The following is a 22,368-nucleotide window of genomic DNA, read 5'->3' on the forward strand; positions in this document are numbered from 1 at the left end:
TATTAGAAACTGGGAACCGATAAAAGACGTTTATCTTAACCCGGAAAAGCCAGCGGTCGTGGACGAGAAAAACAAGGCGGCATAAATCAATCTGAGGCGACAACTACCTTGAAAAACGCCGTACTTGATAGCCCTCATCAATCCAAGTGGGAAGGTATTTAGATAGTTCTCCGTCGGAATTGCGCACGGTATTGCGGTAATGAGAGCTATCCACTCCCTCGTGATGCCCCGCATTGTCGATATTCATCGGGTGTATCAACATAAAGTCGGGGTTGTGGCGGCGACGCAGTGATTCTGCATCGAGGTATACATAGCTGTCGGGATAGTGATCGCCATGATAGAAGCAACCGTGCTGAATTAATTGTTCAAGGTCCTCGGTATGGCGATCTCGCGCTGCATTGTAGGGGCTGCGGTTGTATAGCTCGCTAAACCAATGAAATGCGGCTGCCGCGGTGGTGAGCTCAGCCTTGCGAGCTAAGCTAAAAACGCTTTGTTGATTGGAGTTGCGGTTTACATCGTTGTGCACAATACCACTGAGCACAGGGGTAACTCCCGTTAGGATTGTTTCGTATAGCGGGCGAGACTTAGAGGGCAGCTCGCACTGTAGCTTGTAAAGGGTGGTTGCGCCCTGCGCATTTAAACCTTGAAGAAACCCCATACACTGTTCGGCAGTGTTGTAGGCAAGGCCATCAAGTACTATCAGTATTACTTTGTTAGACATATTCTCCTATCAATATCATGGCCGAATAACATCGGTCGATAACTCAAATTCATTGCGCCGAGATTAGCTTGTTAATATGAAGGATATGTGACAAAAAAATTAGGATGTGAAGCTTAAGGGATCATAGCTGTTTATATTTTTGATGGGTAATCATTTTCACCCATTAGCAGAATCAACGGGCAATGACTGTAGCTGCTGCGATTGCAACTTGCATTCTGGGAGGCTAAGTGGGACGGTTGAACGTCGTAAATGAATAATTTTCCCCTACTTGCGTATCATTTGTTTATTGAGAGCTGCTATGTTCAAACTTAAGGTGATGGTTTTTGTATTGCTTGCGTTTCTGCTTCAACCAGTTCTCGCACAAAATACCAAAAATGCTACCAAGCTTGTGTATGACGCCGAGCTTAGCACCTATGCGTATGATTTTGATGTGAATTATCTTGCCATTCAAGCTCAGCGGCAGTCGTTGAAAATGGCCTATATCTATCTCAAAGGTGATGCTGATAAGCCTGTTGTGACTTTGATGCACGGTAAAAACTTTAATGCCGACTATTGGACCGATACAGCGCTCTTTTTGCAGAGCAAAGGCTATGGAGTCCTGATTCCCGACCAGATAGGTTTTGGAAAATCCTCTAAGCCGGCTAATTTTCAGTATTCCTTTGCCGTAATGGCGCTGCATACACGCTCATTACTGGCATCTCTGGAAATTGAAGAATCGATTGTGATTGGGCATTCCATGGGAGGGATGTTGGCTAGCCGCTTTGCTTTGATGTATCCAGATGTTACTCGGCAGCTCGTTCTGATTAACCCAATAGGCCTGGAAAATTACCTGCAATACGTGGAGTACAAAGATACCGACTTTTTCTATAAAAATGAGTTAGCAAAAACGACCGAAAGCATAAATGCCTATCAGCAAAAAAATTACTATGATGGTAAATGGAGTGAGCGATACGAGGAGCTTACGCAGTTTATGGTTGGTCAGCTTAACGGCCCAGATAATGACTTAATTGCCTGGGTGAACGCGAAGACCTACGATATGATTTTCACTCAGCCTGTTATTACCGAGTTCAAAAATTTATCAGTTCCTGTCAGCTTGATTATTGGCACTCGTGATCGAACTGGTCCGGGGCGCAATTGGCAGCATTCAGGTACCGACTATGAGTTGGGTCGCTACGATCGTCTAGGGGCCGCGGCCGCTAAGATAATATCTGATGCTACGCTATTTGAACTGCCTGGTTTGGGGCATTTGCCGCAGATTGAAAACTTTGAGCGATTTAAAATGGCACTGTCGAGCGCCCTCGCTAGTTCGGCCCAGTAAGCTACTTATTGTGGGATTTATTGCGGTGGCCCGGTAGACGCCGCGCCGCCGCAGTTTCTCATTGTTCGCCTACGCTTTAGAAAAAGTCCTTTTTGTTGCCCGCGACACCTCAATGATCTCCAGTTTTGTTGAGCGATTATGCAGTAAGGGCCATTCTATTATTGCGCCTACTTGCTCACCGATAAGTGCAATTCCGATAGGTGACAGAATAGATATCCGCATTTCGGTAACGCTGGACTCCCATGGCATAACGATAGTTACTGTGCGGCGACCGCCCGTTATAAGGTCTTTGAAATGCGATTTACTATAAAGTGAAACGATGTTGCTAGGCATTAGGTCGTCAGGATAAACGTCGGCTTTTAGCAGCTCTTTATCGAGGGCAGCAGTCGCGTCAGATCGACTGATTTTAATCAGTCGCGCTAATTTTTCGTAATCTGATTCGGAAATAATCAATTCATTTTCAATAGGCATAACAAGCCCTCACCAATTTAAAAACAGTGCGCGTAGGTTTTCAGTCCGAGCATTTGAAGCGCTCAGAGCGATATGTTTATTTGATGGATTATTTTCGGGCGGTTAAGACAGTACTGCGCTTAACCGCCAATAGTGAGGAAGGCGCTAACGGGGTAGAGTTCCCGTAGGCCGAAGGAGAGTTGTTGTGTGGAATAAGGTCGTTTGTTCATAGGGAGAGATTACTATGTTTGTAGACTTAAGCAAGGCTTTCTCATTTGACCCTACCAGTGTTTTTTTGGCTGCTTGCTATTACTGGATATTGGCATAAGGTTTGAGGAATGATCCTAATTGGTGAGGAAGGGTGAAGAATGACGACTAATTTTCCGGTGAGCTTGGACGAATTTATGGCCGGTGTTGTACGTCGCAACCCCGGTGAACTGGAATTCCATCAAGCCGTGTTTGAAGTTGTACAAGATATTTTTGTGTTTATCCGCGACAAAGAAATTTATCACTCTGCGCAAATTTTGCGGCGCTTAGCGGAGCCTGACAGGGTGATCTCGTTTCGGGTGTGCTGGGAGGATGATGGCGGCAATATAAGGGTTCAGCGTGGTTATCGTGTTCAGAATAGTAATGCGATAGGACCCTATAAAGGTGGTTTGCGTTTTCATCGCAGTGTAAATCAAAGCATTCTCAAATTTCTTGCCTTTGAGCAGACCTTTAAAAATAGTTTAACCGGTTTGCCGATGGGCGGTGCCAAAGGTGGTAGTGACTTTAATCCGAAAGGTAAAAGTGAGCGTGAAATTATGCGCTTTTGCCAATCGTTTATGACCGAGCTTTATCGGCATATAGGAGAAGACACCGATGTGCCGGCTGGTGATATTGGCGTGGGTGCTAGGGAAATTGGTTATATGTTTGGCCAATACAAGCGTATTAGCAATCGTTATGTGGGGGTTTTAACCGGTAAGGGAGTTGATTGGGGTGGCAGCTTAGTCCGCACCGAGGCGACAGGTTATGGTTTGCTTTATTTTGTTGAGGAAATGCTCAAGTACCGGAATGAGCACCTTGAGGGAAAGCGAGTAGTTATATCGGGCGCCGGTAATGTTGCCCTGCACGCCGCAGAAAAGGCGATTGCGTTGGGTGCACAGGTGTTAACGGTATCAGACTCTGGTGGTTTTCTTCACGACCCAGTAGGTATTGATAGCGATAAGATCAAATGGCTTAAAGCCTGTAAGTTTCTGGGCGATGGTGATTTGGCCAGCTATCCTACGACGTTTGCCGGTACAGCGTATTACGCCGAAAAGCGTCCGTGGGCAATTCCATGTGATATTGCGCTGCCCTGCGCGACTCAGAATGAAATTAGCCTGGATGATGCTCGTACGCTTATCGCCAATGGCGTTAGCTTGGTGGCAGAGGGCGCAAATATGCCCACCCACAATGATGCCGTGCATTTGTTTCGCGACGCCAAAATTTTATTTGGCCCAGCTAAAGCGGCTAATGCTGGCGGTGTTGCGGTGTCGGGTTTGGAGATGAGCCAGAACAGCCAGCGGCTGTATTGGAAAGAAGAGCAGTTGCATAGCTTGTTGCGGGAAGTGATGCAAGATATCCATAGCCGCTGTTTGCGCTATGGCCTGCAAGACGACGGCCACGTGGATTATTCACGCGGCGCCAATATCGCCGGCTTTAAAAAGGTGGCCGATGCAATGCTGGCCTTTGGGGTGGTGTAAATAACCGATGGTTAATCTGGTGCTTGTTCAGCTTGCTTCTTTTTGACTAGCCGGCCAAACACAATTCCCACTTCAAAAAGAAACCACATCGGTACCGCCAGTAGGGCTTGGGAGATCACGTCGGGTGGGGTGAGCAACATGCCAAAAACAAAGCAGCCAATGATCACATAGGGGCGTTTTTGGGCTAAATCATTGGCGGTGGTTACGCCGGAGGCAATCAGAAGCACTGTCGCAATGGGAATTTCAAAGGCGATGCCAAAGGCCAAAAATAGCTTTAGGGCAGTGTCGAGAAAGCGGGCGATATCGGGAGTGTAATTGACGCCTTCGGGAGTGATGCCGCTAAAAAAGCCAAAGACCAGCGGAAAGACCACGTAATAGGCAAATGCTAAGCCGGCGTAAAACAAGATAACGCTCGAGGCGAGCAGCGGAGCGGCAATGCGTTTTTCGTGACGGTACATGCCAGGCGCCACAAATTGCCATATTTGGTGAAGTATCACGGGCATGGCCATGCAAAATGCCGAGACTAATACCAGTTTAAATGGGGTTAAAAACGTCGAGGCAATTTCGGTGGCGATCATGCTGGTGCCTTCCGGCAAATAGCGACGTAACGGCTCAGCAACAAAAGAGTAAATAGTATTGGCAAAGGGCATGAGGCCCACCGTGCAGACGAGTATTGCGAGCACAATACGCAGCAGGCGGTCACGTAATTCCGTTAGGTGGGCAACCAGTGGCTGGCCTTGATCCTGATCGGCATCCGTCATGATTTAGGGTCTTGTGGTGAGGGTTTGCTGGGTTTGTCGTCTGCGCTCACGGCGGGCTCGGGTTCTGCTGTCGTATCTGGGCTTGAGCTGGATTTGGGAGCGATACTGTTTTCAATATTGCTGAGCTCTTTGCCGGCTTTGTCTATTTCTTTATTAATTTGGTCTTTGCTTTCTTTTAACGACGCTATAATTGATTCGTTGTGAAGTTGACGACGAATTTCGTCGGCGCCGACCTCACGCTCGATTTCACTGCGAATATCGCTAAAACTGCGTCGCAAACGGCCTATCCACAGGGCAACCGTGCGCACTGTACCCGGCAGACGCTCGGGGCCAATTACCAGCAGACCGAGTACGCCAATAACCAAGAGTTCTGCAAAGCCGATATCGAACATTTACAGTTTGGTCTCTTCTTTGCTCTCGGTTTTTGTGTTGCTGTCTTGTGGCGTTTTGCCTTCGAGATTTTTGGCCTCCTCATCTTCCTCGCCTTTCATGCTGTCTTTAAAGCCTTTGAGCGCGCCGCCAAGGTCGGTGCCCATGCCTTTAAGCTTTTTGGTGCCAAAAAGTAAGACCACAATGGCGAGAATGATTAAAAGTTGCCAAATACTGATGCCGCCTAAGCCCATGAGTTTGTCCTTTTTTCTAAGTTTGAATAAAAGTTATTATTTACGCGCTGCTTTTTCATCAAGGCCAGATAGGCCAAAGCGTCGCGCCAGTTCGTCTAGTACCGGTTGGTGATTTTCGCCGAGTTGGGAGAGCATCACCAAGCTGTGAAACCACAGGTCGGCGGTTTCATAAATGAGTTTGCTATTATCGCCGCTGATTTCAGCGTCTTTAGCGGCGAGCACGGTTTCTATCGCCTCTTCGCCAACTTTTTCTAATATTTTGTTCAGCCCTTTGTGATGGAGGCTGGCCACATAGGAGCTGTCGGGGCTGGCGTCTTTGCGGGCCGCGAGTACCACGTCGAGCTGGGCTAAAATGGATTCTGCCATACTATTGGTCCACGCTTTTATACATTGTTGCTGGGTCTTTTAAGACTGCTTCGGTGCTCTGCCAATCGCGCTCCTGCAGTTGGCGATAAAAGCAGCTCTGGCGGCCAGTATGGCAGGCAATGCCGCCAATTTGTTCAACTTGCAGCAAGAGGGCGTCGCCGTCGCAGTCTAGTGACATACTGTGAATTTTTTGAACATGGCCGGAGCTTTCGCCCTTGCGCCACAGCTTACTGCGCGAGCGCGACCAGTACACCGCGTCGCCACTGGCAATACTCAGTAGCAGTGACTCTTGATTCATCCACGCCATCATCAATACGCGGCCACTGGCGGCGTCTTGGGCAATGGCGGCAACAAGGCCGTCGCTATTCCACTTTACTTGATCTAGCCAAGTGCTGTCTTGGGGTTTACTGCTCATGTGCGTTCCGTTGGGCATAACTGCGACATGCTTATATCTGCGCCCGTATTTACAAGGGCCATACTTTACCTCAGCGGCTGCGGATAAAGAAATATAAAGCGATACTAAAAAGGCCAATACTGATATTGGGCAGGCTTTGCAGGCCGAGTCTAATGCCTGGGTCGGCGAGCAGCGCGGCGGCTAGCGCAGCCATAATCGCAATGCGTTGATTGCGGGCGCGAGCTGATTGCTGGCGTAGTTGGGCGCTGAGCTCACTGTGCGGCGGGGGGCTATTGCCATTACCGTTGGCGGGCTGCTTAGCGGTACTGCTGCGCTCAAGTAGGGCCTCGGGTAAGTTGGGCAGTTGCTCCAGCCAGCCCGGCAGGCGATGACTGACCTTTTTAAGCACGCTTTGCGGTGAGTAGCGGTCGCGCACCCAACGCTCTAAAAATGGCATGGCGGTAGACCACAAGTCGAGCTGGGGATAGAGCTGGCGACCCAAGCCTTCAATGTTGAGCAGGGTTTTTTGCAGCAGCACCAGTGAGGGCTGTACTTCCATGTCAAAGCGGCGGGCGGTTTGGAAAAGTTGCAAGAGCAATAAACCGAAGGATATCTCTGACAGTGGCTTTTCAAAAATTGGTTCGCTCACCGTGCGAATTGCGGCTTCAAACTCATGCACGCGGGTTTCTGGCGGCACCCAGCCACACTCCACGTGCAGCTCGGCCACTTCGCGGTAATTGCGTTGGAATATCGCCAGTAAATTGCGCGCCAAATAATACTGATCGAAATCGCTGAGGCTGCCAATAATGGCGCAGTCGATGGCGATGTACTGCGGCGAATTGGGGCGGTTGTGGGCAATAAAAATATTGCCGGGGTGCATGTCGGCGTGGAAAAAACTGTCGCGAAACACTTGGGTAAAGAAAATCTCTACACCGCGCTCGGCGAGCTTTTTCATGTCGGTGCCCTGTTCGCGCAGGGTGGCTAAATCGGTGACGGGAATACCGTGAATCCGTTCCATCACTAAGACGTTGCGACGGGTGTAATCCCAGTAGACCTCCGGCACATACAGAATGTCGGAATCTTTAAAGTTGCGGCGCAGCTGGGAGGTGTTGGCGCCTTCGCGCTGCAGGTCGAGCTCGTCGAGTATGGTGTGGCGGTAGTCATCAACGACTTCGGCTGGGCGCAAGCGGCGGCCGTCGGGAATATAGCGGGCAATCAACACCGCAATGGTTTGCAGTAGTTTTAAGTCGGCGTTAATGGTGTGTTCAATACCTGGGCGCACTACTTTGACAACCACGTCGATATTGTTGTCGAGGGTGGCGGTGTGCACTTGGGCGATAGAGGCCGAGGCGAGTGGCTGGCGGTCGAAGGCAATGAAAAGCTCATCTATCGGCTTGCCCAGTGCCGTCTCAATAACCGCCACGGCTTGGTCGCTGGGGAACGGTGGCACTTGATCTTGAAGCTTGGCCAGCTCCATGGCGACGTCGTCGGCGAGCAGGTCGCGGCGGGTAGAGAGAATTTGACCAAATTTAATAAATATTGGCCCGAGTTGCTCTAGTGCAAGACGCAGGCGTTCGCCGCGGCTGTGTTGACCCTTGGGGAAGAGTCGCCAAGGTCCGCAGCGCAGCAGCAAGCGGGCGCGCAGTGGTAGGCGCTCAGCGGGAATTAGCGTGTCGAGGCGGTAGTGACAAATAATCCAGCAAATAGTGAGCAGGCGGCGCAGCCCCATAGCGTGTTTCCTTAGTTTTTATTGGTTTGGGGCGTTAGGCGCTGCTGTAGGCGGCGCATTTTGGCTTCGAGGCGTTCGCTGCGGGTTTTGAGTTCGTCAATATCTTGGTAAAGCTCAGCTGCCTGGCAGGGGTGGGGAACCAGCTGGCTTTCTTCTAATAAAAATTCTTCGAGTTGGCGGTGTAAATTTTTACGGGTACTGTTCAGCCAGTGGTGGCCGGCGCGCAGACCTGTGCCAATCTGATGGGCGGCAACATCACCAAAGGAGTCGGCTAGGGGCTGTTCCCAGTCGATGTCGAGTTCGGCGAGAATTTTGCGTAGCGCGAGTAGCGGCGCGGTATCGCCGCTGATTTGAATATTGCCATTAATCAGTGCCGCAGCGGGATCGGTAGCAGTGGCCACGCTGGCAAATTCGCGCCAGGTGCCGCTGAGTCGAGTGCTAATGCCGTCGTTGAGCTTGCCCAGCAGGCGCAGGCGACTGCCGCTCACGCCAATGCCTAAATTTAAATCGGGGTCTTTTAACTCCAGCGCAAAGCGCTGGCCGTCTAGCCCGCGCAGTTTGGCGCGGGCGCCGGGGTCGAGGTGCAGAGCCTTGTTAATTAGGTTTTCGAGGCCGGAAATCGCGGCACCTTGCAGTACCGGCGGAATCACGGTTTGACACCTCGGTGCACGGCAACCACTCCAGCGGTCATATTGTGGTAGCGCACATCCACAAAGCCGGCGTCGCTCAGCATGCCCTTGAGGGTTTCTTGGTCGGGGTGCATGCGAATACTCTCGGCCAAGTAGCGGTAGCTGTCTTCGTCGCTGGCGACCAGCTGACCCATTTTGGGCAGAATGTCGAAGGAGTAGCGGTCGTAGAGTTTGGCCACCACGGGGTTAACTGGCTTGGAGAACTCTAATACCAGCAGTCGGCCGCCGGGTTTGAGTACGCGGTTCATGGAGCGCAGCGCAGCGTCTTTATCGGTGACATTACGAAGGCCAAAGGCGATGGTGATACAGTCGAAATAATTGTCGGGAAAGGGCAGGCACTCGGCATTGGCCTGAACGTATTCGATATTGCCAACAATACCTTTGTTGGTGAGTTTTTCGCGGCCAACGGTGAGCATGGAATCGTTGATGTCGGCCAGTACCACTTTGCCATCGCTGCCGACTAAGCGGCTGAATTTTGCGGCGAGGTCGCCGGTGCCGCCAGCAATATCGAGGACTTTATTGCCGGGCCGCACTCCAGATAATTCAATGGTGAAGCGCTTCCACAAACGATGAACCCCGCCAGACATCAGGTCATTCATAATGTCGTATTTGGCTGCAACCGAGTGAAAGACACCTGCGACCATTTTGACCTTGTCTTTGCTGTCGACGGTTTTGTAGCCGAAGTGGGTGGTTTTGTCGTCTGCCATAAATTCTGCCTGCTTGGTATGGTCTTGGCGGGGCGGCCCGCGTAGTTAGGCCGCTATTGTAGCGTTTGCGTGGGCGCCCTGCACGATAGGATTTTGTGGGATTTTATACGCGCAGCTCAGATATCCAGTTCATCGCGAAGCTGTTGCATGCGCTGACGCTGCTCGTCGGGGCTGAGGGGCTTGCTAATGGTTTCTGGTAGGGCGATTTGCGCTGGCAAGCTCAGGGTTTCGCCATTAATCACGCGCTGGCAAATGTCTTCGTAGTGGCGCTTAAAAACAGGGTAAGCCGCGTGTTCGGTATTGCCTGCCAAAAAAAACCAGTCGCAGGCGCGGCCAGCGTGGTAAACCGCAGGGTGCGACCAAGAGTACTCCGCCTTGGGTTGCGGCGCGCGGCAGGCTTCGAGATAGGCGCTATGACTGTCGGGCAGGCCGAGTTCGCGTAGGTCGGGCTCGCAGTATTTTAAAATGCCTTTTACGGTGGGCAAAAATTCAGACTCGCGAATGGCGCGGTGGGTTGCGGCAATAATACGCTCAGGGCTGATGTGGCGCAGATTGCTAAACCAGATTTTTTTGGCGTAAGAGAGCTTTTCGGCATTGGAAAAGGCCTTGTTGTACTGGTTGTGGTAAACCAGTTCAAACTCGGCAAACATTTGATTGAGTGCGTCAATTACCGCGTCTCGATCGGGCAGTGGCTCAGAGTTCGTCGGCCCAGCTGCGGTCGGTGTGTTTGGCGATGAAGCCAGTTGCCGATTTGCTTGCTCCAGAAGCTTGTTGCTGTCTTGCATCGCTCTGTCCCAGTTGATGATTGTTTGCCCAACGGTATTTTACATGTTGGAGAAATTTTGTGTTCCACGAGCGGTGCGCCTGACCGCTGTCTTGCCAAAATAAAATGAATTCGGCAATTTGTGCTCTGGCAAATTCGGGGTCGATGCGGGCCATGCGCAAGATATCGAACACCGCGTCGTTGGGTTGCCAGTCGCCGCGAATTGGGGCTATTTCGTTTTCATTGCTGACGGTATTGGTGTAGCGCGCCCACTGCAAGCGAATATGCTGTATAAAGCGCGAATTCCAGTTGCTGTCGGCGGTGCCGCGCTCTCGCCAGAATAGGGTGAACTCGGGAATCGCGTCTTCTATAAAATTGTGACTGATGCCGTCGCGCTCTAAAATTTCGACGGCGTCGAGACTGGGTTTCCAGCTGTCGTTAATGGGCAGATTGCGCGACTCTTCGATTTTTTGGTACTGCTGCTTTTTCCAGCGCCGGCTTACATACTGGCTAAAGGCGCTGCTCCACGAGCTGCGGGTTTCGCCGGTTTCGCGATAGTGGGCAATAAACTCAGGTAGTACCGCGTTAATAAAAGCGGGATCGACTTGGTTGAAGCGCGTGAGATAGTCTATGCCGGCTTGGTCCGGCAGCCAGTCGGCGGCAATGATACTATTGCCGGGCACGGGGTGACGCGGGCTGGCAGTATTGGTGTGGCGATTGATGCGCGTACTGTTGGCCACCAGCTGGCCGCTGCGGTCGGGCTGCTGGGCCGGTAATGGTTGTTGAGGTTGCTGTGGCACACGAGCAGTGGGCGCTTGGGTGTTGTTGGCTCGCGGCGGGGCAGATTTCGACTGCGCCGAGTTGGGCTGGGCTAATTTGGACTGCGCCAAGGCGAGCCGAATATTTTGGGCATTGCTCATTAAGGCGGCGCCAATAATAATGACACCTTGGTCGCTGAGGGTGCGCAGCACTTCTTCAATTTTGTCCATGTCCCAAAAGGGCAGCTGTTTGTTGAGGCGCTGCTTGTCGATGATATACCAAGCAACACCTTGGCTTTCGCGACTGTCGAGCAGGGGCAACCAGTCGGCTAGTAATTGGTATAGCAAGGCTGCCTCTAAGCCGAGGGTTGCGGCGAGGGACGGGGATACCAATAGTTGACGTTCTACAAATGCAGCCGACATTCAATTTACTCTATGGATAGCGGGCCATTGTACGACCTTGCATGGGCCGCTGTCAGCCCTGTCTTTACCCCCTAGGTTTTAGGCTTGTATCGTCCATTTTTATCAGTGAGAGGGAGCGATTGCTTCAATATTATGGCAAAACAAAAAACCGCATATGTGTGTGTTGACTGTGGCTCAGATCACAATAAGTGGCAGGGCCAGTGCCAAGATTGTGGTGCATGGAACACCCTGTCGGAGCTGCGGCTAGGGCCGGCAAATAGCGCTAAAGCTGCGCCGGTGCGCCAAGGTTACGCTGGCGAGGTTGGCGGCGAAGTGCAAATGCTGGCCAATGTAAGTATTGAGGCGCTGCCGCGACGCTCCACGGGTTTTGATGAATTTGATCGAGTGCTGGGCGGCGGTTTGGTAGCGGGCTCCGCGGTATTGATTGGCGGCCACCCCGGCGCCGGTAAAAGTACCTTGCTGTTGCAGGTGTTGTGCCGTTTGGCGGCTCAGTGCGAATGCTTGTATGTGACTGGAGAGGAGTCGCTGCCTCAAATTGCGATGCGCGCTCAGCGCCTGAATTTAAGTGCAGATACTTTAAAGCTGTGTTCGGAAACGAGCTTGGAGCTAATTTTGGCTCAGGCGGTGGCGAATAAGCCGGCAATATTGGTGGTTGATTCTATTCAGGTTTTGCACAGCGAACAGGTCAGTTCGGCGCCGGGTAGCGTGTCCCAAGTGCGGGAGTGCGCGGCGGCCCTAACCCGCTTTGCCAAACAGAGCGGCACGGTGTTGCTTATGGTTGGCCACGTTACTAAGGATGGAGGCTTGGCTGGTCCGAAAGTGCTGGAGCATATAATCGATTGTTCCATCATGCTTGAAGGCAGCAGTGATAGCCGTTATCGGACCTTGCGAGGTAGTAAAAACCGCTTTGGCGCGGTGAATGAGCTGGGCGTGTTTGCGATGACGGAGCTGGGTTTGAAAGAGGTTAAAAATCCCTCGGCAATCTTCCTTAATCGCGGTGACGTAGTGTCTTCGGGTAGCACGGTGATGGTGGTTTGGGAGGGTACGCGACCCTTGTTGGTGGAGATTCAGGCCTTGGTTGACAGCTCCGGTTTTGGCAATCCGCGCCGAGTAGCAGTGGGCTTGGAACAAAATCGTTTGGCGATGTTGCTGGCGGTGCTGCATCGTCACGGTGGCCTGCAGGTTGGCGATCAAGATGTGTTCGTGAATGTGGTGGGCGGCGTCAAGGTTTTGGAGACTGGCTCGGATTTGGCGCTGTTGTTTGCCATTGTGTCGAGCTTTCGGGATCGGCCATTGCCGGAAGACTTGGTGGTGTTTGGTGAGGTCGGTTTATCTGGGGAAATTCGCCCAGTGCCCAGTGGTCAAGAGCGTCTGCAAGAGGCCCGCAAGCACGGTTTTCGCCGCGCAATAGTGCCTCATGGTAATGCGCCACGGGGGAATCTGGCGGGGATGGAAGTGGTGGGGGTGAAAACCCTCGCCGAAGCGCTGGAGGCGATTTAGGCCGCCAGCGACTTCGTTTCGGGCTTGGCGTTAGAATATTTCGATTGGGTCGTCACCAGCACTGCCACCGTAGGGGCTTTGTGGTTGGTTGAAGCCTTCGCTGGGCGCATTTTCACTGCGGAAGAATTCGAAGATGGCGTTCGCTTGCCCAGGGTGAGCAAGGTTGCCGGTATCGGGGTCAATTCGCACCGAAATAATACTGTCTGGCTGCTTTAGGTGGCGCTCAGGCTTGTTTAAGAGCGCTTCCTTCATGTAGTCAATCCAAATAGGTAGCGCTACCGAGCCGCCGTATTCGCGGCGGCCAAGATTGTGGTTTTGGTCAAAGCCGACCCATGTCGAGGTCACTACGCCGCCACTGTAGCCGGAGAACCACGCATCGGTAGGCCCGTTGGTGGTGCCGGTTTTACCGGCCGCATCGCTGCGGTTTAGCACTAGTGCTTTGCGTCCGGTGCCGCGGGTGATGACATCTTGCAGAATACTGTCGATCAGAAATGCTACTTCTTCACTGAGTACTCGCTTGGCAAAGTTGGCTTGGGTCATGTCGCTGCCGCGATTGATAATGTCGTCAAGGGAGTCAGCTTCGATGCTGTGATGGGCATTGTCGTCATCGTTATCATTGCCGCAGCTGCGACAGACAATTTCCGGTTCGGCGCGATAGAGGGTGTTGCCGTCGCGGTCGATAATGCGGTCAATAAGGTAGGGTTTTATTTTGTAGCCGCCGTTGGCAAATACCGCGTAGCCGGTGACGATATCCAGCGGTGTCAGTGAATGGCTGCCTAGCGCAAGAGACAAGTCGCGTGGCAATTTGCTGGGGTCGAAGCCGAAGCGGGCAACATAATCGATAGCCTTGCCGATACCAAGATCTCTTAGTACCCGAATAGATACCAAGTTGCGGGACATATACAAAGCCTTGCGCAGCCGCATGGGGCCATTAAATGTGCCATTGTCATTGCTGGGCCGCCAGGTATTGCCCAAGCCGGCATCGTCGAACACAATCGGCGCGTCGTTGATAATGGTGGCAGGGGTAAAGCCGTTGTCTAGGGCGGCGGTGTAAATAAAGGGTTTAAAGTTGGAGCCTGGCTGTCGCTCGGCTTGGGTAACGCGATTAAAGGCGCTTTTTTGATAATCATAGCCGCCCACAAGGCTGATAATGGCGCCGCTATCGGCATTTAATGAAACCAGCGCACCTTGAATTTTAGGCAGTTGCGACAGTTCCCAGTGGCGGGGCTCGTCGCTACTCATCCGCAAGCGAATTACGTCGCCGGCCTTGAGTAGTTCACCCGCAGTTTCTGGGGCATAGCTGACTCGATCTTCGCTAATATAGCGCACGGTGCCTTTAAGGCCATGTTCCCAGTTCAGCGTGGTTTGCTGGCCGGTGGCGAGTAGAACTGTAGCGCTTTGTTCGGCAACCGCTAGTACCAGGGCTGGATGCCAAGCGCCAATACTGCCCACTTCCTCGAGTTTTTTTGCTAGGCGTTGGCGCTGTTCCTCGTCAATATCCTTACTTAAGCTCCAGTGACGTTCGGCGCCACGGTAGCCGTGTCGGGTATCGTACTCAACGACGCCGTCGAGCAGGGCGTGATTGGCGACTTCTTGTAGGTGGCTATCAACCGTGGTGATAACGGTGTAGCCGTCTTCATAGGCGGTCTTGCCGTATGTGCTGAGCATGTGCAGGCGCACCATTTCTGACACATAGGGCGCGTCGACATCGAGCTGAGTGCCATAGGCTTTGGCGCTAATGGGTTCAACAATGGCGGTTTGATAATCGTTTTGAGTGATGTAGCCCAAGCTGAGCATGCGACCCAAAATCCAGTTGCGTCGTACCTTGGCGCGCTGCGGGTTAGCAACTGGGTTATAGGCTGAGGGGGCTTTGGGTAAGCCTGCGATCATCGCCATTTGGGCTAGATTAAGTTCTTTTATCGGTTTTCCGTAATAGACTTGGCCTGCAGCTTCTATACCGTAGGCGTGGTTGCCGAGGAAAATCTTGTTTAAATAGAGTTCGAGGATATCTCCCTTGCTGAGGGCCCGCTCTATTTCAATGGCGAGGAAGATCTCGGTAAATTTGCGGGTAAAGGTGCGTTCCTGACTGAGGAAATAGTTTTTTGCGACCTGCATGGTGATGGTGGAACCGCCGGATTGGATGCTGCCACTGGTGATTAATTGGGATGCAGCGCGCAGCAAACTGGTAACGTCAACGCCGTGGTGAACATAGAAGCGGTCGTCTTCAGCGGCAAGGAAGGCTTTGATGAATAGCTCTGGCACCTCTTGGAAACTGATCGGAGAGCGGCGTTTTTCGCCAAATTCACCTAATAACTTACCATCTGCGCTATATATCCGCAGCGGGGTTTGTAGTTGAATGTCTCTCAAGGCCTCGACGGACGGTAATTTCGGGCTAATATAAAGAAAGGCAGCGGCAAAAATCATGATGGCGCCGCAGCTGGCGAGCGCGCCTAGGCCGATGAAAAGACGGATGAAACGGGTCTTGCTTGGCATATTTTTCCTGTAAATCCAGAAGTCGGTAGAAATTCGAAGGCTAGGATAACTAAATCTGTGACATTATCGGCGTCTTTTTTTCATAACTATTTGCGCATTGGTATACACTGGTATTTAATCTTGTATATAAAAGTGCGCCCTAAGTCCACGATGTAAATAGGAAAATTACAGTGCTAGATGGCTTGTTTGGCGGTCAGAGTTCCCGCAGTCTGCTCGGTATCGATATAAGTTCCAGTGCGGTTAAGCTATTGGAACTGAGCCGGAATGGCGATAAGTATCGCGTAGAAAGCTACGCGGTAATGTCGTTACCCTCGCAGTCTGTGGTCGAAAAAAATATTGCTGACGTTGAGTCGGTGGGTGAAATCGTGCGCGCAGTGCATGCGCGATCGAAAACCAAGCTCAAACGAGCGGCTGTCGCGGTGCCGGGGTCGGCGATTATTACCAAGGTCCTGCATATGCCCGCAGGCTTGCACGATAATGCGATGGAAACCCAGATTTCCCTAGAAGCAGATCAGTATATTCCCTATCCCCTTGATGAAGTCTCGCTGGATTTTGAAGTTCTTGGTGAGTCGGAGGGCAATCCCGATCAAGTCGATGTAATGCTGGTGGCTTGTCGGCGTGACAATGTTGATACCCGCAGTGAGTCATTGGAAGTTGCTGGTTTGGTGCCAAAAGTAGTGGATGTTGAGGCCTACGCCATTGAACGCAGCTTTGAATTAATTGCGAGCCAGTTAGGTTGTGATGATAATACCGTGGTCGCCATAGTTGATGTAGGGGCGAGCATGACCTCGCTGAGCGTGGTGGTAGCCGGTGAAACCGTGTATACCCGCGATCAATTATTTGGCGGTCGCCAGCTAACGGAAGAGATCCAGCGCCGCTATGGTCTGACCGTGGAGGAAGCCGGTTTGGCCAAAAAGCAGGGCGGACTTTCCGATGACTATGACAGCGAGGTTCTAGCTCCGTTCCGCGAGGCTGTGATTCAGCAAGTCTCGCGCTCGCTACAGTTTTTCTATTCGGCCAGCCAATATAGCGGTGTCGATATTATTTTGTTGGCGGGTGGTGTTGCAGCGATGCAGGGTTTGGTTGAATTGGTGCAGGAGCGCTTGGGCATTAATACGATTGTTGCCAATCCCTTTGCGGCGATGTCAGTCGCGCCGGGGGTGGACGCCACTAAATTGACCAGTGATGCTCCGGCCATGCTGATTGCTTGCGGTTTGGCACTGAGGAGTTTTGATTAATGGCAACGATTAACTTATTGCCTTGGCGCGAGGAGCGCCGCGAGCTAATTAAACAGCAGTTCCTTGTGGTGCTTGGCGGGGTCGCGGTGCTTGGTGCGCTGCTGGTTATCCTCGCAATGTCGATCGTTAATAGTGCGATTAGCGATCAAGAAGCCCGCAATAATTATTTGCAGGGTCAAATTACTAAAATTAACAAGGAAGTGGCTGAAATCCGCGACCTTGAAAAGCGGCGTCAGCAATTGCTCGATCGCATGACTATTATTCAAGACCTGCAAGGCACGCGGCCTTTAATTGTGCGGGTGTTTGATGAAATGGTGAGAACCCTGCCAGATGGTCTGTTTTATACCTCGGTAGTTCGCAATGAGAAGCGGATTAATGTTGAAGGTATTGCCGAATCTAATAACCGCGTATCGAGCTTGATGCGTAAGCTCGATGCCTCGCCTTGGTTTGCAGACCCAAATTTGACGGCGGTAAGCGCGGCCTCGGCGTATGGCGACCAAGCCAGCAGTTTTAAATTGTCTTTCCAGATCAGTGCGCCTGCGCCTGATGATGAGAAATAGGGAGCGATAGCGGTGGCTGCGTGGCAGGAATTAGTTGAAGAGCTAAAAAGCTTTGATCTGGGTGAACTCAATGTCGAGAATATTGGCGCTTGGCCGCTACTGGTTCGAGCGGTAGCTTGGCTTGTGGTGTTTGTACTCTGTTTGGCCGGTGGGTATTTTTACGTGGTGGCTGATCTGCGGGTTAAATTGGCTGGGGTCGAAGCTAAAGAATTACAGCTCAAACAAGACTTTGAGAAAAAGGCGTTCAAGGCGGCGAAGCTCATTCCCTTGAAAAAACAGATGGCCGAAATGGAAGAGTCTTTCGGTATTTTGCTCAGTCAGTTGCCGGTCGATACCGAAGTGCCTGGCTTACTTGAAGATATGACAGAAAAAGCTGTTTCCAACGGTTTGGAAATTAGTAGTATTCAGTTGCAGACTGAGCGGGTTCAAGAGTTTTATGTTGAGCTGCCGATCGCTATTAAGGTCAGCGGTAGTTACCACGATTTAGCTGCGTTTGTGAGTGGCATAGCCGGCTTGCCGCGCATAGTAACTTTGCATAATTACAATATCAGCTCTAACAAAGACAGCAGTCAGCAAAGTATGTCGATTACCGCCAAAACCTATCGCTACAAAGATACGGAGGCGGGTTCATGAGCAAGTTTTCCGGTATCTCATTCGGTATATTGGCGGTGTTGGTGCTGTCTGCCTGTAGCGGCCACAATGAATTCGCTGATCTCGATGCTTTTGTGGCCGAAAAGCGGGCGGCACCGTCGGGGCAGATTCCCCCTATTCCAGCATTAAAAGCGTATCGCGCCTTTAGCTATACTGCATCGGGATTGCGCGCCCCTTTTAATCGCCCTGTTGATGTTAAAGAGATTGCTCGCCTTGAAGCGGCGAGTAGTGTTAAGCCCGACACCAAGCGCGAAAAAGAATATTTGGAACAATACTCACTTGATTCCTTGACGGTAGTGGGCACTGTTCGGCTCAGCGGAAAATTGTGGGCGCTGGTGAAAGACGCTGATGGCGGCGTGCATCGGGTGAGCAAAAATAATTACCTAGGGCGGAACTATGGCAAGATCATTGAGGTTGCGGAGAATTACCTGACGGTTATTGAGATTGTTTCCACCGGCGGGGATGGTTGGGTTGAACGGCCGCGCTCCCTTGAACTGAAAGTCCGTAATTAAGAATTCGATTGGCGGAGAAGTAGATGAATACCCGAATGCAAATACAAGGCGCAATGCAGTGCAAGCGCGCTGGTGCCGCGACCACACGTATGGGGCGACAGATCCTAAGTGGGGTGTGTTTGTTGTTGGCGTCGATTGCCGCCTCAGCAGCGAACTTGACCGATGTGCAATTTAACTCTTTGCAGGGCGGTAGCTTTGAGGCGCGTCTTAGTTTTGACGGGCCGGCTCCCGATGTGAAGGGCTATACCATTGAAAAGCCAGCGCGGATTGCGCTGGACCTAGTGGCTACCGGCAATAAGTTGTCGCAGAAGAAATTCCCTCTGTCTTACGATAATGCCAGTAGTGCAGTGGTGTTAGAGGGTAGAGATCGAACTCGCGTGGTATTTAATCTGATTAAGCTGGCGTCTTATCAGACGCGGGCTGAAGGCAATACGTTGGTTGTCGAAGTGGGCAGCGGTGGTGGCCAAGCCTATCTGAAAGAGAAATATAATAGCCCGCTGGTCGCATCTTCGAAGCCCGTGGTGGCAGCAGCTAATAATATAACCGACTTGGATTTCCGTCGTGGCGATAAAGGCGAAGGTCGTTTAGTGATTCAGTTGGCCGATGCCAAGGCGGATATTAATGTCTATGTAGAAGGCTCTAAGATAAAAGTCGATTTTGGTGGAGTTAGCCTGCCAAGTAATTTGCAGCGTCGTTTTGATGTAGCCGATTTCGCCACGCCGGTGAAATCAATTGAGGCTCGTATGGGTGAAAAGGGTGCAAAATTATCCTTAGAAGCGCAGGGCGAATACGACTATTTAGCTTATCAAACAGATACTGAATACGTGGTGAGTGTTAAGCCGCTAACGAAAAAAGAAGTGGCAGACCGCCGTCGCGAATTTGCCTATGTAGGTGAAAAGCTGTCGCTTAATTTCCAAGATATTGAAGTGCGCTCAGTGCTGCAGTTGATAGCCGATTTTACCGAGTTAAACTTGGTCGCCAGCGACACGGTTAAGGGCAATATTACCTTGCGTTTACAGAATGTACCTTGGGATCAGGCGCTGGAATTAGTGCTGAAAACTAAGGGCTTGGACAAGCGTCAGATTGGTAATGTACTAATGGTGGCGCCGGCCGCAGAAATTGCTGAACGTGAGCGTCAAGAAATTGAAGCGCAAAAGCAAGTTGAAGAATTGGCGCCTTTGCAAAGCGAATTTATTCGCGTGCGTTACGCCGATGCAGCGGAATTGTTCAAGCTATTTTCGCGCAATGGCGATCGGGATAATGGAAATGGCAACGGCAATGACGATGGCCCATCGACCGGCAGTATTCTTTCGCCGCGGGGCTCGGTGATTGTTGATGAGCGCACCAATTCTTTATTAATTACTGAAACTGCCGAGCGCTTAGATGAGTTTCGGCGTTTGATATCCCTTATTGACGTGCCGGTTCGTCAGGTGCAGATCGAGGCGCGTATCGTTCGCGCGAGCTCTGATTTTGACCGTTCGCTGGGGGTTAAGTGGGGCGGTGCCTACGTTAAGCAAGATGGCGATAAGGTTTATTCTGCCAACGGTGATATCGCTAGCGATCAAGCTACCCAGAATAATTATCTGAGCGCATTAGCGGCGGGCTCGCCAACCTATAACGCAGTGCCAGGTTTGGTTACCGATTTGGGTGTTTCCGGTGCGGCAGGTTCTTTTGCTCTTGGTTTTATTAGCCCAGATGTATTGTTGAACTTAGAGTTGTCGGCACTGGAGTCGAAAGGTCGTGGCGAGATTGTGTCGCAGCCACGGGTTGTTACCGGTGATAAAGAGCCGGCTGTTATTAAGTCCGGTACTGAAATTCCCTACCCCCAGTCCTCAGCGAATGGTGAAACCACCATCGCATTTAAAGAGGCAGTGCTTAAATTGGATGTTACGCCGATTATTACCCCAGATGACCGGATTATTATGGATTTAACCATTAATCAGGACACTATCGGCTCGTTGGTTATTTCTACCGGTTTAGGTGGTCAAGTGCCAACAATTGACACCACTGAGTTAAAAACCCGCGTTCTGGTCAGTAACGGGGAAACCGTGGTACTGGGTGGGGTTTACGATCAAATTGATGTGCAGTCGGAAACCAAGGTGCCATTGCTTGGCGATATCCCGTTCTTCGGACATTTGTTCAAGACCACAACTGTGACTCGTGAAAAGCAGGAGACCTTGATTTTTATAACACCGCGAATTCTCGCCGACAGCTTGGTAGATTGATTGGTGATGTTGAAATCGGGTGCAATATTTTTAGTGGGGCCAATGGGTGCAGGGAAAAGTACTATTGGGCGTTTGCTTGCAGAGACCTTGCGTTTTGAGTTTTGCGATGTAGATCGTGAAATTGAAGAGCGTAGCGGCGTTGATATCCCTTGGATCTTCGATATGGAAGGTGAAGAGGGCTTTCGCGACCGCGAAGAAAGTATGCTGGCGGCATTAAGCGATGGCTCCCAGGTGGTTATTTCTACCGGTGGTGGCGCAGTGCTGCGCAGTGTCAGCCGTAAATTAATGGTTGCTCGCGGTACTGTGATTTACCTTAAAACCTCAGTAGAAGAGCAGATTCGTCGTACTGCACGGGATCGTAAGCGGCCCTTATTGCAGACCGGCGATCCAGGTACCACCTTGCGCAATTTAATGGCGTTGCGTGAACCGTTGTACGAAGAGATTGCCGATTACACGGTGCTAACCGATAATCGCACGCCAAAGTCTGTTGTGCAGGAATTGTGTACTCAGCTCGGCGCCGGCGACCCCAGCGCACAATATTGATATACTCCGTATCCCGGTCTAGTGCCCCTTACTCTTTTCCCGGATACGTCATTAATGAAAAACCTCGAACTCGATCTGGGAGAGCGTAGCTATCCCATCTTTATCGCGCCCGGCATCCTTGCTGATGGCGCGCTGTGGCTGAAGTATATTGCTGGCAGCCAGGTGTGCATTGTAAGTAACGACACCATAGCCCCCCTGTATTTGGCTGACCTGAAGGCGCAGCTGAGTGAGAAAAATGTTTGTGAAGTAATACTTCCAGATGGCGAAGCACATAAAACCTTGGCCGTTCTCGAGCAGGTTTTCGACACCCTGCTGGCCAATAACCACAATCGCAGCACGACATTAATCGCTTTAGGCGGTGGGGTGGTTGGCGATATGTGCGGTTTTGCTGCGGCTTGCTACCAGCGCGGGGTACAGTTTATCCAGATACCTACTAGCTTGTTGGCGATGGTGGATTCTTCGGTTGGTGGTAAAACTGGGGTAAATCATCCGCTGGGTAAAAATATGATTGGTGCGTTTCACCAGCCCAATTGCGTGCTCGCTGATCTAAACGTGTTGAAAACCCTGTCGGATCGCGAATTTTCCGCAGGCATGGCGGAAGTCATTAAATATGGTTTGATTTGTGACGCCGAGTTTTTCGGGTGGCTAGAGCAAAACATAGCGGGTTTGATGGCCCGCGACGCCGAATTATTGAGCGAAGCGGTATATCGCTGCTGTGAAAATAAAGCGACGGTCGTTGCTGAGGATGAGCGCGAAGGCGGGCGGCGCGCAATTTTAAATTTGGGTCACACCTTTGGTCACGCCATTGAAACCGCCGAAGGTTATGGCAATTGGCTGCACGGCGAAGCTGTTGCAGCAGGTACAGCGCTGGCCTTGGCGTTATCGGTTAAGTTGGCTTGGTTGGCACCAGATGTTGCCGCTCGCGGTGTCGCGCTGTTAGAGCAGGCTGGACTGCCTGTTGAGCCGCCTTCGAATATGAATGTGGATCAATTTTTGCAGTTAATGGGACGTGATAAGAAAGTTGTCGACGGCCGCTTACGTCTTGTTTTATTGGTCGGCTTAGGCGAAGCAGTGGTAACTAGTGAGGCTTCTATCGAAATTATCACCGAGGTCTTGCTTGCTGCAGGCGTCAGTGCTTAGCTGTCGAAATTGGTGGTAATTGTTTAAAAATTGACCGCGAGGCAGGGCTAAGTTTGTCGCTTATGCTCTGTCCGTGTAGA

Annotated in this window: 23 protein-coding genes; 10 read left to right on the plus strand and 13 right to left on the minus strand. The window is 51.4% G+C overall.

All coding sequences use genetic code 11. The features are described 5' to 3' along the window. Window positions 1–103: 103 nt before the first annotated feature. Entirely contained in the window at window positions 104–721 is a 618-nt protein-coding gene (locus AB4876_RS08030) for an alkaline phosphatase family protein (protein ID WP_368381127.1), read from the minus strand. 298 nt (window positions 722–1,019) lie between these two features. Here AB4876_RS08030 and AB4876_RS08035 point away from each other — a divergent pair, with 298 nt between their 5' ends. Beyond that, window positions 1,020–2,039 carry an alpha/beta fold hydrolase gene (locus AB4876_RS08035; RefSeq protein WP_368381128.1) on the plus strand — a complete coding sequence of 340 codons (1,020 nt, stop codon included), beginning with the start codon at window positions 1,020–1,022 and terminating at the stop codon, window positions 2,037–2,039. A 69-nt stretch (window positions 2,040–2,108) separates the two neighbouring features. Here the strand turns inward: AB4876_RS08035 and AB4876_RS08040 are convergent, their stop codons facing one another. Then, complete coding sequence (locus tag AB4876_RS08040; RefSeq protein ID WP_368381129.1) at window positions 2,109–2,510, minus strand: GreA/GreB family elongation factor; 402 nt, start codon at window positions 2,508–2,510, stop codon at window positions 2,109–2,111. 347 nt (window positions 2,511–2,857) lie between these two features. Between AB4876_RS08040 and gdhA the strand changes: the two genes are divergently transcribed. Continuing rightward, window positions 2,858–4,213: an NADP-specific glutamate dehydrogenase gene (gene gdhA, locus AB4876_RS08045; protein WP_368381130.1), complete on the plus strand. Its 1,356-nt coding sequence runs from the start codon at window positions 2,858–2,860 to the stop codon at window positions 4,211–4,213. A gap of 11 nt (window positions 4,214–4,224) precedes the next feature. On the opposite strand, the gene tatC is transcribed toward gdhA, so the two are convergent. The 10 genes from tatC to AB4876_RS08095 form a co-directional block, all read right to left on the minus strand. Beyond that, window positions 4,225–4,974: a twin-arginine translocase subunit TatC gene (gene tatC, locus AB4876_RS08050; protein WP_368381131.1), complete on the minus strand. Its 750-nt coding sequence runs from the start codon at window positions 4,972–4,974 to the stop codon at window positions 4,225–4,227. Beyond that, window positions 4,971–5,366, minus strand: a complete 396-nt coding sequence (gene tatB / locus AB4876_RS08055; RefSeq protein ID WP_368381132.1) for a Sec-independent protein translocase protein TatB — start codon at window positions 5,364–5,366, stop codon at window positions 4,971–4,973. Before tatB ends, tatC begins: the two co-directional genes overlap by 4 nt. Further along, window positions 5,367–5,597: a Sec-independent protein translocase subunit TatA gene (tatA, locus tag AB4876_RS08060; RefSeq protein WP_368381133.1), complete on the minus strand. Its 231-nt coding sequence runs from the start codon at window positions 5,595–5,597 to the stop codon at window positions 5,367–5,369. A 36-nt stretch (window positions 5,598–5,633) separates the two neighbouring features. Beyond that, a complete protein-coding gene (locus AB4876_RS08065; RefSeq protein ID WP_301028082.1) occupies window positions 5,634–5,963 on the minus strand; it encodes a phosphoribosyl-ATP diphosphatase in 330 nt (109 codons plus the stop codon). Between the two features lies 1 nt (window position 5,964). Further along, window positions 5,965–6,378, minus strand: a complete 414-nt coding sequence (gene hisI, locus AB4876_RS08070) for a phosphoribosyl-AMP cyclohydrolase (RefSeq protein WP_368381134.1) — start codon at window positions 6,376–6,378, stop codon at window positions 5,965–5,967. A gap of 70 nt (window positions 6,379–6,448) precedes the next feature. Continuing rightward, entirely contained in the window at window positions 6,449–8,086 is a 1,638-nt protein-coding gene (gene ubiB / locus AB4876_RS08075) for a ubiquinone biosynthesis regulatory protein kinase UbiB (RefSeq protein ID WP_368381135.1), read from the minus strand. Window positions 8,087–8,097: 11 nt separating this feature from the next. Continuing rightward, entirely contained in the window at window positions 8,098–8,736 is a 639-nt protein-coding gene (locus tag AB4876_RS08080; RefSeq protein ID WP_368381136.1) for a ubiquinone biosynthesis accessory factor UbiJ, read from the minus strand. Next, window positions 8,733–9,482, minus strand: a complete 750-nt coding sequence (gene ubiE, locus AB4876_RS08085; RefSeq protein WP_368381137.1) for a bifunctional demethylmenaquinone methyltransferase/2-methoxy-6-polyprenyl-1,4-benzoquinol methylase UbiE — start codon at window positions 9,480–9,482, stop codon at window positions 8,733–8,735. Before ubiE ends, AB4876_RS08080 begins: the two co-directional genes overlap by 4 nt. A gap of 116 nt (window positions 9,483–9,598) precedes the next feature. Next, window positions 9,599–10,267, minus strand: a complete 669-nt coding sequence (locus tag AB4876_RS08090) for a replication protein P (RefSeq protein WP_368381138.1) — start codon at window positions 10,265–10,267, stop codon at window positions 9,599–9,601. Beyond that, on the minus strand, window positions 10,176–11,426 hold the full coding sequence (locus AB4876_RS08095) for a DnaT-like ssDNA-binding domain-containing protein (RefSeq protein ID WP_368381139.1): 1,251 nt from the start codon (window positions 11,424–11,426) through the stop codon (window positions 10,176–10,178). Before AB4876_RS08095 ends, AB4876_RS08090 begins: the two co-directional genes overlap by 92 nt. Before the next feature lie 132 nt (window positions 11,427–11,558). Between AB4876_RS08095 and radA the strand changes: the two genes are divergently transcribed. Continuing rightward, window positions 11,559–12,926 (plus strand): DNA repair protein RadA, encoded by a 1,368-nt coding sequence (gene radA / locus AB4876_RS08100; protein WP_368381140.1) that lies wholly within the window; start codon window positions 11,559–11,561, stop codon window positions 12,924–12,926. A 30-nt stretch (window positions 12,927–12,956) separates the two neighbouring features. Here the strand turns inward: radA and AB4876_RS08105 are convergent, their stop codons facing one another. Beyond that, a complete protein-coding gene (locus AB4876_RS08105) occupies window positions 12,957–15,419 on the minus strand; it encodes a penicillin-binding protein 1A (RefSeq protein WP_368381141.1) in 2,463 nt (820 codons plus the stop codon). 170 nt (window positions 15,420–15,589) lie between these two features. On the opposite strand from AB4876_RS08105, the gene AB4876_RS08110 reads away from it, so the two are divergent. Genes AB4876_RS08110 through aroB form a run of 7 tightly spaced genes read left to right on the plus strand, consistent with a single transcriptional unit; the run spans window position 15,590 to window position 22,288 of the window. Continuing rightward, the gene (locus AB4876_RS08110; RefSeq protein WP_368381142.1) at window positions 15,590–16,657 is read left to right on the plus strand and encodes a pilus assembly protein PilM; all 1,068 of its coding nucleotides are present in this window, start codon (window positions 15,590–15,592) and stop codon (window positions 16,655–16,657) included. After that, window positions 16,657–17,217 (plus strand): PilN domain-containing protein, encoded by a 561-nt coding sequence (locus tag AB4876_RS08115; protein ID WP_368381143.1) that lies wholly within the window; start codon window positions 16,657–16,659, stop codon window positions 17,215–17,217. Before AB4876_RS08110 ends, AB4876_RS08115 begins: the two co-directional genes overlap by 1 nt. Window positions 17,218–17,229: 12 nt before the next feature. Further along, window positions 17,230–17,850 carry a type IV pilus inner membrane component PilO gene (locus AB4876_RS08120; protein WP_368381144.1) on the plus strand — a complete coding sequence of 207 codons (621 nt, stop codon included), beginning with the start codon at window positions 17,230–17,232 and terminating at the stop codon, window positions 17,848–17,850. Then, a complete protein-coding gene (locus AB4876_RS08125) occupies window positions 17,847–18,380 on the plus strand; it encodes a pilus assembly protein PilP (protein ID WP_368381145.1) in 534 nt (177 codons plus the stop codon). The genes AB4876_RS08120 and AB4876_RS08125 overlap by 4 nt, the downstream gene beginning before the upstream one ends. A 23-nt stretch (window positions 18,381–18,403) precedes the next feature. Then, a complete protein-coding gene (locus AB4876_RS08130) occupies window positions 18,404–20,605 on the plus strand; it encodes a type IV pilus secretin PilQ (RefSeq protein ID WP_368381146.1) in 2,202 nt (733 codons plus the stop codon). 6 nt (window positions 20,606–20,611) lie between these two features. Next, window positions 20,612–21,148, plus strand: a complete 537-nt coding sequence (gene aroK / locus AB4876_RS08135) for a shikimate kinase AroK (protein WP_368381344.1) — start codon at window positions 20,612–20,614, stop codon at window positions 21,146–21,148. 54 nt (window positions 21,149–21,202) lie between these two features. Further along, window positions 21,203–22,288: a 3-dehydroquinate synthase gene (gene aroB / locus AB4876_RS08140; RefSeq protein WP_368381148.1), complete on the plus strand. Its 1,086-nt coding sequence runs from the start codon at window positions 21,203–21,205 to the stop codon at window positions 22,286–22,288. Window positions 22,289–22,368 lie beyond the last annotated feature (80 nt).

Origin of the sequence: Zhongshania guokunii (assembly GCF_040892635.1) — a bacterium.
GTDB classification, from domain to species: Bacteria; Pseudomonadota; Gammaproteobacteria; order Pseudomonadales; family Spongiibacteraceae; genus Spongiibacter; species Spongiibacter guokunii.

Bases quoted from the DNA above. Each gene is read 5' to 3' on its own strand.
- AB4876_RS08030 (WP_368381127.1), bottom strand. From the start codon at position 721: ATGTCTAACAAAGTAATACTGATAGTACTTGATGGCCTTGCCTACAAC.
- AB4876_RS08035 (WP_368381128.1), top strand. From the start codon at position 1,020: ATGTTCAAACTTAAGGTGATGGTTTTTGTATTGCTTGCGTTTCTGCTT.
- AB4876_RS08040 (WP_368381129.1), bottom strand. From the start codon at position 2,510: ATGCCTATTGAAAATGAATTGATTATTTCCGAATCAGATTACGAAAAA.
- gdhA (WP_368381130.1), top strand. From the start codon at position 2,858: ATGACGACTAATTTTCCGGTGAGCTTGGACGAATTTATGGCCGGTGTT.
- tatC (WP_368381131.1), bottom strand. From the start codon at position 4,974: ATGACGGATGCCGATCAGGATCAAGGCCAGCCACTGGTTGCCCACCTA.
- tatB (WP_368381132.1), bottom strand. From the start codon at position 5,366: ATGTTCGATATCGGCTTTGCAGAACTCTTGGTTATTGGCGTACTCGGT.
- tatA (WP_368381133.1), bottom strand. From the start codon at position 5,597: ATGGGCTTAGGCGGCATCAGTATTTGGCAACTTTTAATCATTCTCGCC.
- AB4876_RS08065 (WP_301028082.1), bottom strand. From the start codon at position 5,963: ATGGCAGAATCCATTTTAGCCCAGCTCGACGTGGTACTCGCGGCCCGC.
- hisI (WP_368381134.1), bottom strand. From the start codon at position 6,378: ATGAGCAGTAAACCCCAAGACAGCACTTGGCTAGATCAAGTAAAGTGG.
- ubiB (WP_368381135.1), bottom strand. From the start codon at position 8,086: ATGGGGCTGCGCCGCCTGCTCACTATTTGCTGGATTATTTGTCACTAC.
- ubiE (WP_368381137.1), bottom strand. From the start codon at position 9,482: ATGGCAGACGACAAAACCACCCACTTCGGCTACAAAACCGTCGACAGC.
- AB4876_RS08090 (WP_368381138.1), bottom strand. From the start codon at position 10,267: ATGCAAGACAGCAACAAGCTTCTGGAGCAAGCAAATCGGCAACTGGCT.
- AB4876_RS08095 (WP_368381139.1), bottom strand. From the start codon at position 11,426: ATGTCGGCTGCATTTGTAGAACGTCAACTATTGGTATCCCCGTCCCTC.
- radA (WP_368381140.1), top strand. From the start codon at position 11,559: ATGGCAAAACAAAAAACCGCATATGTGTGTGTTGACTGTGGCTCAGAT.
- AB4876_RS08105 (WP_368381141.1), bottom strand. From the start codon at position 15,419: ATGCCAAGCAAGACCCGTTTCATCCGTCTTTTCATCGGCCTAGGCGCG.
- AB4876_RS08115 (WP_368381143.1), top strand. From the start codon at position 16,657: ATGGCAACGATTAACTTATTGCCTTGGCGCGAGGAGCGCCGCGAGCTA.
- AB4876_RS08125 (WP_368381145.1), top strand. From the start codon at position 17,847: ATGAGCAAGTTTTCCGGTATCTCATTCGGTATATTGGCGGTGTTGGTG.
- AB4876_RS08130 (WP_368381146.1), top strand. From the start codon at position 18,404: ATGAATACCCGAATGCAAATACAAGGCGCAATGCAGTGCAAGCGCGCT.
- aroK (WP_368381344.1), top strand. From the start codon at position 20,612: ATGTTGAAATCGGGTGCAATATTTTTAGTGGGGCCAATGGGTGCAGGG.
- aroB (WP_368381148.1), top strand. From the start codon at position 21,203: ATGAAAAACCTCGAACTCGATCTGGGAGAGCGTAGCTATCCCATCTTT.